9 protein-coding genes and 1 rRNA gene are annotated in these 8,267 nt (G+C 51.5%); 2 read left to right on the top strand and 8 right to left on the bottom strand.

All coding sequences use genetic code 11. The annotated features are described in order from the left end of the window. The 3 genes from BN2684_RS00510 to BN2684_RS00500 all read right to left on the bottom strand — a co-directional run. Positions 1 to 335, bottom strand: a 16S ribosomal RNA gene (locus BN2684_RS00510); the annotation flags it as partial. A gap of 359 nt (positions 336 to 694) precedes the next feature. Next, on the bottom strand, positions 695 to 913 hold the full coding sequence (locus tag BN2684_RS00505) for a hypothetical protein (protein ID WP_058300234.1): 219 nt from the start codon (positions 911 to 913) through the stop codon (positions 695 to 697). A gap of 94 nt (positions 914 to 1,007) precedes the next feature. Then, positions 1,008 to 1,607 (bottom strand): stage II sporulation protein M, encoded by a 600-nt coding sequence (locus BN2684_RS00500; protein ID WP_058300233.1) that lies wholly within the window; start codon positions 1,605 to 1,607, stop codon positions 1,008 to 1,010. 141 nt (positions 1,608 to 1,748) lie between these two features. On the opposite strand from BN2684_RS00500, the gene pdaB reads away from it, so the two are divergent. Then, positions 1,749 to 2,561, top strand: a complete 813-nt coding sequence (gene pdaB / locus BN2684_RS00495) for a polysaccharide deacetylase family sporulation protein PdaB (RefSeq protein WP_058300232.1) — start codon at positions 1,749 to 1,751, stop codon at positions 2,559 to 2,561. Positions 2,562 to 2,780: 219 nt separating this feature from the next. Beyond that, positions 2,781 to 3,473: a spore germination lipoprotein GerD gene (gene gerD, locus BN2684_RS00490; protein ID WP_058300231.1), complete on the top strand. Its 693-nt coding sequence runs from the start codon at positions 2,781 to 2,783 to the stop codon at positions 3,471 to 3,473. Positions 3,474 to 3,548: 75 nt separating this feature from the next. On the opposite strand, the gene BN2684_RS00485 is transcribed toward gerD, so the two are convergent. The 5 genes from BN2684_RS00485 to BN2684_RS24380 form a co-directional block, all read right to left on the bottom strand. Continuing rightward, positions 3,549 to 4,673, bottom strand: coding sequence for a P-loop NTPase (locus BN2684_RS00485; protein WP_058300230.1), 1,125 nt, complete (start codon positions 4,671 to 4,673; stop codon positions 3,549 to 3,551). Positions 4,674 to 4,769: 96 nt separating this feature from the next. Beyond that, complete coding sequence (gene cwlD, locus BN2684_RS00480; protein WP_058300229.1) at positions 4,770 to 5,561, bottom strand: N-acetylmuramoyl-L-alanine amidase CwlD; 792 nt, start codon at positions 5,559 to 5,561, stop codon at positions 4,770 to 4,772. A gap of 79 nt (positions 5,562 to 5,640) precedes the next feature. Then, entirely contained in the window at positions 5,641 to 6,843 is a 1,203-nt protein-coding gene (gene sat, locus BN2684_RS00475; RefSeq protein ID WP_262360846.1) for a sulfate adenylyltransferase, read from the bottom strand. A 178-nt stretch (positions 6,844 to 7,021) separates the two neighbouring features. After that, positions 7,022 to 7,714 carry a phosphoadenylyl-sulfate reductase gene (locus tag BN2684_RS00470; protein WP_058300228.1) on the bottom strand — a complete coding sequence of 231 codons (693 nt, stop codon included), beginning with the start codon at positions 7,712 to 7,714 and terminating at the stop codon, positions 7,022 to 7,024. Positions 7,715 to 8,092: 378 nt separating this feature from the next. Further along, positions 8,093 to 8,263, bottom strand: a complete 171-nt coding sequence (locus tag BN2684_RS24380; protein ID WP_159065743.1) for a hypothetical protein — start codon at positions 8,261 to 8,263, stop codon at positions 8,093 to 8,095. Positions 8,264 to 8,267: the final 4 nt, after the last annotated feature.

Raw genomic sequence — 8,267 nt, 5'->3', positions numbered from 1 at the left:
GTCCCAGTGTGGCCGTTCACCCTCTCAGGTCGGCTACGCATCGTCGCCTAGGTGAGCCATTACCTCACCTACTAGCTAATGCGCCGCAGGCCCATCCTCAAGTAGCAGATTGCTCCGCTTTTCTTCTTCCCACCATGCGGCAGAAAGAACGTATCCGGTCTTAGCTTCCGTTTCCGGAGGTTATCCCAGTCTTGAGGGCAGGTTGCCTACGTGTTACTCACCCGTCCGCCGCTAAGCTTACCGTCATCCGAAGAATCAGACAAGCTCCGCTCGACTTGCATGTATTAGGCACGCCGCCAGCGTTCGTCCTGAGCCAGGATCAAACTCTCCATAAAAGTTTATAGATCGTTTCATTTAAGCTCATTCTTTAACACTTGCGTGTTTGTTTGTGCGTCTCCCGAACCGAAGTCCGAAAGTCGCGTCCTTACCACTCGTTGTTCAGTTTTCAAAGGGCATTTTCTTTTGTCGCTTTCTTGCGGCGACTCTTATATCATATCACAGCTCTTCTTATCTTTGCAAGTACTTTTTTTTGAAAGCTTGCATTTGATGAACCGTGTGCCTTCTCTCTTGCAGATTCGTCTGCCTCGAAAGGGCGAGAATTAATGTACCACACGACCCGTTTCGAAGTCAAGCTTTTGCTTCAATTTTTTTGGGGTGCAGCTGATAAGGGCTGTTTCGCCGCGCCCCCATGGGGTTACGAGCGGATTTTATTTCGCGCATAACGCGAGATTTCTTGCGGGGATGCGAGACGGGCATACATCCGGAAGACGATTTTGTACCGGCCCTCTACCGCAGAGCGTATCTCCCGGTTCAACTGGTCGTCCTTCAGATCATACGTCATTTCATCAAGCTCCTTGCGCAGCATATACTCCAATTCGCGGCATTCTCTGTCATTAAACAAAAAACCGAGCATAACCCGACTTGTCCCCTTCCGGCCTGATGATCGTGCGCGCTTGAGGCATGTCTTATAGTTATGCTCAACTCTGGAAATTTTTATGAGTGTGTAATCAAAATAAGCGAGAAGATACAAAGACCTCCAAGCCCGCAGCAAGGAAGAGCAGCAGGAGAAGCAAGCCCATGAGCGGAATCAGCGAGCGGAAAAAGGCTGTAAAGCTTACCTTCACCCGCGCTCTTCCTTTTTGGCTGGGAAGACTGATCAAGCCGTCCAGCAGCAGAAACCCGAATCGAATCCCATAGGCAGAAGCGAGAATAATGGCAAGCCATTCGAAGATCCCGTTAGGCAGGATACTGAGGATATACTCCCAGCCCGACCCCTTCGCTATTTCTTGAGTGACCATATGGCCGACCACCATACCGTTCAATATCAGAAAATAAACAGGCAAGAGGCCAAAAAATGCCCCTCCGTACAGGACAAAAAGCAGCGCGCTGATATTATTAAGCAAGAGCATGGAGAAGAGCCCAAGCTCATAATTCGGCCATTGTTCGGCGGCCTTGGTCAAATCGGCCATTTCGCTCAATGTCGATTGCATAACTCCCTCATAGCGGTTCATGCATCCCAATAGGATACCCAATCCAAAGATCAATGCGGATACGATGATGTATTTACGCAGTCCCTTCATATGCTGAATAAGCTGCTGCAGCCCCACGGTAGGTCCTTCCCTTCGCTTTCTGCTCAATTCTCTGGTAATGGTCTGAATCTCAACCTTCCGGTCTTAATCCCGCGGTACAAGCATACACTCGGTAATAAAAAGCAATCCGCCCCGCGGGCTCCAGGAGGTTGAACAAGAATGAATGGTTTCTATGTATGGAACGGAAGAAAAATCAAACAAGCTTTGGTAATCTCTGTAGCCCTTCTGTTTGGCGCCGGAATCATCTATGTCGAAAAGGAGAATCTAACGGTATTCGCCGAAAAGCAACCGCTTGCCGTATACAGTGTGAAAACGGATCAAAAGGTTGTGGCTTTGACCTTTGATATCAGCTGGGGAGACAAGCTCCCGGAGCCCATCATGAACACACTGAAAGACAAAGGGGTTAAGAACGCTACGTTCTTTCTTTCTTCTCCTTGGGCGAAGAGCCATCAAAAGGTCGTCGATAAGCTGGTGAAGAACGGATACGAAATCGGCAGCCACGGACACAAGCATCTGAATTACAGCACGCTCACCGATGATGAGATCCGCAACCAAATCCAAACCGCCCATGCCATTCTAACCGACTCGATCAAGAAGCAGCCCGAACTCCTCCGACTGCCTAACGGCGATTTTGACAAACGAGTGCTGAAGATTGCTGACGACCTCGGTTATACCGTAATCCAATGGGATACGGACTCCCAAGACTGGATGGACAAAAGCGCGAGCGCCATCGTAGATCGGGTCGTAAGCCGAGTCCACCCAGGGGATATCGTACTCCTCCATGCAAGCGACTCCGCCAAGCACAATCTTGAAGCGCTGCCCGCCATCATCGATCAGCTTCGGGCCAAGGGTTATGATTTTGTTACGGTCTCCGGTCTCATTCATCAAGCAGATTTGCAGGAAGAACCTGTTCGGGATCAGGTCGTCAAGCCTCTTCCCGCCGCATCGCCCTCTCCCACGTCCACTCCATAATCATGCCTAAGCTGCCTCAACCGCCAAATCCGTTTGTACCCTTTTTCTTCCGGGGTACAAACGGTTATTTTTTGGGTTCACTGGAAAATCGCACAACTAGATTTATCCTTGCTAATTGTACCAACGTTCTCAGAAAAAAGCGACTCCTCCCGCTGATAATCGCCCTGTGCCGGCAAATACTACAGTCAGGACATCCGCAAAGAAAGGAGCGCAGAATCCATGAAGGCCATTCCCAAGAAAGCATCCGCGGCTGCGGCCGTGGTCACTCTCCTTCTCACAACAGCGTGCAGTGCTCCCGCTCAGTCCTCCGGGGATCAGGGGCAAAGCTACAAGGATACGAAGACGATGGTTATGGATATTTTGAAAAGCGATGAAGCCATGCAGCAGCTTCAGCAATCCTCCGGCAAAAGCAGCAGCTTCCGGCTGCTTGCCTCCGAACAAGGCGGTCAAATTCAGGAAACCGTCAAAAATGTTCTTACCGGCTCGGACGGGGTGAAGCTGATTGAAGAGACCTTCACCGATCCGGCCTTTGCCGCCTCTTTCGCCAAAGCGCTTCAGACGCAAAATACGCAGCTCCAAAAAGACCTGATGAAGGATCCCGAGTACCAAAAAGAACTCATCCAGCTGATGAAGGATCCGGAATATACCAAGATCGTTGAAAATGTGATCAAGGGACAGCAATTTCGCCTAACCATGATGACCGTCATGAAGGAATCACTTTCCTCGCCGATGTTTCGGGCCCAGCTCGTGGAAATGATGGGAGAAGCCATCGAACAGGAAACGAAGCCAAAAAGTGCAAATCAACTGAAGGCGACAGAACAGAAGCCGAGCGGGGATAAAGGGGGAGGAAGCGAAGGCGGACAAGAGGAAAACAACCAGCAGGGACAAGGACAGAGCGGCTCCAGTAGTTAAGCGCCGGCGAATGGAAGGCAGGTCAAACAGAAAAACAGGACCCCACCTGGACAAATCCGGTTGAGGTCCTGTGCTTTATACCGTCTCGAGCTTCGATGCAACTTGTTCCGCCAGACGGTCGTATAGGCGTCCTGTCTCCGTATCCGATTTGTAGACGGAGGGTGAAAAATCCGGATCGGCCGGCGCATTGTCCGGCGCTCCGAGCGGAATCTGCGCCAAGAGCTCCGTGTGCAGCTCCTCGGCCAGCTTTGCTCCTCCACCGCGGCCAAACACGTATTCCACTTCACCCAGGCGGTTAACGTAATGGGACATGTTCTCTACAATTCCAACGATCCCATGGCCTGTATGAAGTGCCATAGCGCCCGCTCTAGCCGCCACAAACGCCGCAGTGGCATGAGGAGTCGTCACGATGATCTCCTGGCTTCCCGGCAGCATCTGATGAACGTCCAGGGCAACATCCCCCGTTCCTGGCGGGAGATCCAACAGCAGGTAATCGAGCTCTCCCCACTCCACCTCTTGGAAGAAGTTCTGCAGCATTTTCCCAAGCATCGGTCCGCGCCAAATAATCGGAGCGTTGTCCTCCACAAAGAAGCCCATGGAAATGACTTTCACGCCAAAGCGCTCAACCGGAATGATCTTATCTCCTTCCGCTACAGGCCGTTCCTCAATCCCCATCATATCGGGAACGCTGAATCCGTAAATATCCGCGTCGATAATACCGACCTTGCGCCCCATTCGGGCCAAGGCGACCGCGAGATTCACGGTCACGGTAGACTTGCCGACTCCGCCTTTGCCGCTCGCAACCGCAAGGAAGCGCGTTTGGCTTGTCGGATCGAGAAGAGAACCAGCGGCTTTACGGCCTCCATGGACCTCATCTCCGGTTTCAGCTGCTGTGGGTGAAGAAGACCCCTGCACCGGTCGATTTACGCCAAGCTTCTTCTCCAGCGCCTCTCTCTCGTATTCCGTGATCGGCCGAAAGCGGATATGCGGCTCCATCACTCCGATGGAACGTAGCGCTTCCTCCATCTCATGCTTGTAGAGAGCCGTGTTGGCCCCTTCTTCCGTAAGCACATAAGTCAGAGCGACTCTGCTTCCCTTGATCATGATATCACGGATCAAACCCAGTTCCACTGCGGGTTGATGATAGCCTCCGTCATAAAATCCCGACAGAACCTCAAGAATTTGTTCTCTGGTTACCATTGACAACACCTCGGGTAGGCTCGTTTGTTTACGCTTTCCTAACCCTATCAGTATAGCATACCTCGTCCGCTCTCCACTCGAGTGTGAGAACACTAATTAAAGAGCCGAATCCGAATCGTTGTCCGGGAGCGCGGAAGCCGGTGCCTTCTCTCCTGACAGATAACGGAGGACCCCTTGGTAGACGGTAGCTGCCAGCTTCTGCTGATACGAAGGCTGACTCAAGCTGCGGGCTTCGCCCGGGTTGCTGAGAAAGCCGAGTTCGACAAGCACGCTCGGAACCTTCATCATTTTGAGCAGATACACCGTCTTGTCCACAGGCTTAGCCACACGGTCCGTGTTGGCCAAATTCCGCCGGATTTCATCTTGAATCAGTGCGGCAAGCGCCGCATTATCGGGATGATTGGCCGTATAAAAGGCTTGAGCTCCCGACCACTTGGGAGAAGGGATGCTGTTCATGTGAATGGTCAGGAATAGATCAATATTTCGCTCGTTTAGCGCCTGCGCTCTTCTGACCAAATCCTCCGTCTTGCGTTTGCTGTAGCCCTTGGTCCCGCTGTCCGCCAAATCCTTATCAGTCTCCCGAGTCATCACGACTAGAGCTCCCGCCTGTTGGAGGTAATCGCGCAGATAAAGCGCAACGGCGAGATTAACATCCTTTTCGACGAGCCCCTCCCCGCTCACCGCTCCTCCATCGGGACCGCCATGCCCGGGGTCAATCGCGATCACTTTTCCCGACAGCGGCATATTCCAGCTCGCCGTGGCCGGAGTAGACGGCAACTGGTAGCCAAACACCAAAATCATGAGAAAGAGGAGCACAAGGGAAGCCGTTAGTTTAAGTTTGCCTTGCAGCGTCGTCCAGATGACAACCCTTTTGCTGAATCTGCGCATGAAAAAATCCACCCCATCCCCTAGATTTCATTCTCATCTATATGGGACAGGGTGGACAATTATGACAAGCAAGGATTACTTATACGAGCGATCCGCCTGACAGAGAAAGCCGTTCCTGATCTTGAATGCCTTCGATCAGCACACGGGCAACTTCCGGCCTCGTAAACTCTGGAGGAGGGCATTCTCCCTCGCGTAGGAGCGCTCTCACCTTCGTTCCGGAGAGGGTCATATGATGGACCTTGTCGTGCGGACAAGTTTTACTCGATGCCATATTACCGCAGGTTTTGCAGTAAAAGCTATGCTCGAAGAACAGGGGGGTTATCCCTATGTCTTCTGCTGTGAATTCGCGGAATATCTCTTGAGCTTCATAGGTTCCGTAGTAATCGCCTACGCCGGCATGATCCCGGCCGACGATGAAATGCGTACAGCCGTAGTTTTTGCGGACAAGGGCATGAAAAATGGCTTCCCTTGGCCCGGCATAACGCATGGCCGCGGGGAAGACGCCTAACTGAACCCTGTTCTTCGGATAATAATGCTCCAGCAACACCAGGTAACTCTTCATCCGCACATCCGCCGGAATGTCATCGGACTTCGTCTCCCCTACGAGAGGGTTAAGAAACAGCCCGTCAACGATCTCAAGGGCGCTCTTCTGGATATATTCATGGGCACGGTGAACTGGATTGCGGGTTTGGAAGCCCACAACGGTCTTCCAGCCCTTCTCTGCAAACAGCTTGCGGGTGTCAATAGGATCGAAATAGAATTCGCCGAAACGGTCCGGTTGCTTGCGGTTCACTACCCAAACGGGGCCGCCGGCATAGACCGACGAACGGGAATAGAGCTTTTTCACGCCGGGGTGAGCTTCGTCCGTGGTCTTAAAGACATTCTGAGCCTCGTAGAGAGGATCCGCCCGATACAGGCTGGTGATCTCCATAAGCGCATAGACGATGCCGTCCTCCGCCCCTCTTAAAGCCACACGCTCTCCTGAAGCCAAAAGGTCCGCTTGACTCTCCTCCACAGGAAGGGTTACCGGTATGCTCCACACTGTACCATTCGAGAGTCTCATACGTTCAACAACCGAGCGGTAATCCGCCTCATCTAGAAAACCGGTCAGAGGAGAAAATCCTCCCACCGCAATCAGATCAAGATCCGATATCGTCCAGCTGTCGATCGGGATAACGGAAAGGCTCTCCGCCTCCTTCAACAGCTCGGTTCGTGCTTCGCCTTGCACCATACGGTTGATCAACAGGCCCCCGTGGGCTTTGATGGTACGGGTATCAGACACGTCATATCCTCCACTTCGTCAATCTATTTAACGACTTGGGACATCCGGATCGGTTTTCCGGGCTAGTCCCTTCATTCGGCAAGTACGCTGCCAACCCTGATTGTGTATCATCGAGACACAGCGTCAATCGATTTCGGAATGCCGTGCGCTGCTCATTGTTATTAAGTGTACACCCCACCTATTTGTGAAGGCCGCACTCTGTCTTCTCAAAGCCTGCCCAACGCCCCGCCCGCGGGTCTTCCCCGTTAAGGACAGGACGGGTACATTTCTCACAGCCAATGCTGGGATAATTCTGATCGTGCAGCGGGTTATAAAAGAGTTCATGCTCACGGATATATGCCCAAACATCCTCGGAAGTCCAATCGGCAAGAGGATTGAATTTGACAAGTCCGAACTTACCGTCGTATTCCACCTTGCGGGAGTTAGCCCGAGTTGGCGCTTGATCCCGTCGAATCCCCGTTATCCAAGCATCGTAGTGACTGAGAATTTCGGTAAGGGGACTTACTTTACGGATGTTACAGCACGCATTCGGGTCAGACGACCACAGCTCATTTCCGTACTCCTGTGCTTGTTCCTCCAAAGTCAGCTTAGGCAAAACTTGAATAAATGATTTCCCGTAGAGCTGTTCAAGACGATTCTTTGTTTCATAGGTTTCGGCAAAATGCAGGCTGGTATCGAGATAGAAGACATCTGCGTCTGGTTTTACCTGATGCAGCAGATCAACAAGAACTATATCCTCGGCGCCGAAGCTGCAGGCGAGTGTGAGATTGGGAAATCGCCGGACAGCAGCCTGGATGGCTTCTTCGGCATTCCTACCCTCCAATTCATCGGCAGCCTGTTTGATCCACTGTTCTTTTTCCAACAGGTTCATATGGAGCCCCTCCTAATCTATACTATTCCCATGCGTTTTAACGCTTTACTCAATTATAGAAGGTATCAAGGTTTTGTCAACCATTGTCAACTATCCCACTAAGGCTTGTTTTAAAACCGCTAAGAGGAACGAAATGGACCATCATCACCGTTTGAATGCGAACCAAAGAAGCTCCGATCCGTGAAATCATCCTACCGGACCATACGGATCCGGTTTGAAAATACGCTAATGCTACTCACGAACTTTATCGTATTCACGATGTTTAGCTAAGGTCCCTTACAGATAGGTACAATTAATAAAATTGAAAAAGGCCTTGCACCACCCTCATGGCTGCAAGGCCTTGCCTTATCATGCTGGTCCCGATCTGATCCTTCGTATCTATTTTACCGTGGGTTTCTTCATAAATGTTCCGTCCAACAAGGACTCCCACTGCTCAAGGATCGCCCAATCCCCATCATCATCATTTTCGTTCTCCGATACAAATCCGTAATGAGAACGAAGCGTTTTCACAAATTCTGTTCGGTCCATTTCTCTGAAGTCCTGCTCCATGTTG

Origin of the sequence: Gorillibacterium timonense (genome assembly GCF_001457415.1) — a bacterium.
Classification (GTDB): domain Bacteria; phylum Bacillota; class Bacilli; order Paenibacillales; family NBRC-103111; genus Gorillibacterium; species Gorillibacterium timonense.
Note: the sequence above shows the minus strand (reverse complement) of the source record. Positions and strands in the feature narration are given on the sequence as shown.

Excerpts from the sequence above, each read along its gene's own strand:
- BN2684_RS00505 (WP_058300234.1), bottom strand. The coding sequence starts at position 913 with ATGCTCGGTTTTTTGTTTAATGACAGAGAATGCCGCGAATTGGAGTAT.
- pdaB (WP_058300232.1), top strand. The coding sequence starts at position 1,749 with ATGAATGGTTTCTATGTATGGAACGGAAGAAAAATCAAACAAGCTTTG.
- gerD (WP_058300231.1), top strand. The coding sequence starts at position 2,781 with ATGAAGGCCATTCCCAAGAAAGCATCCGCGGCTGCGGCCGTGGTCACT.
- BN2684_RS00485 (WP_058300230.1), bottom strand. The coding sequence starts at position 4,673 with ATGGTAACCAGAGAACAAATTCTTGAGGTTCTGTCGGGATTTTATGAC.
- cwlD (WP_058300229.1), bottom strand. The coding sequence starts at position 5,561 with ATGCGCAGATTCAGCAAAAGGGTTGTCATCTGGACGACGCTGCAAGGC.
- BN2684_RS00470 (WP_058300228.1), bottom strand. The coding sequence starts at position 7,714 with ATGAACCTGTTGGAAAAAGAACAGTGGATCAAACAGGCTGCCGATGAA.
- BN2684_RS24380 (WP_159065743.1), bottom strand. The coding sequence starts at position 8,263 with ATGGAGCAGGACTTCAGAGAAATGGACCGAACAGAATTTGTGAAAACG.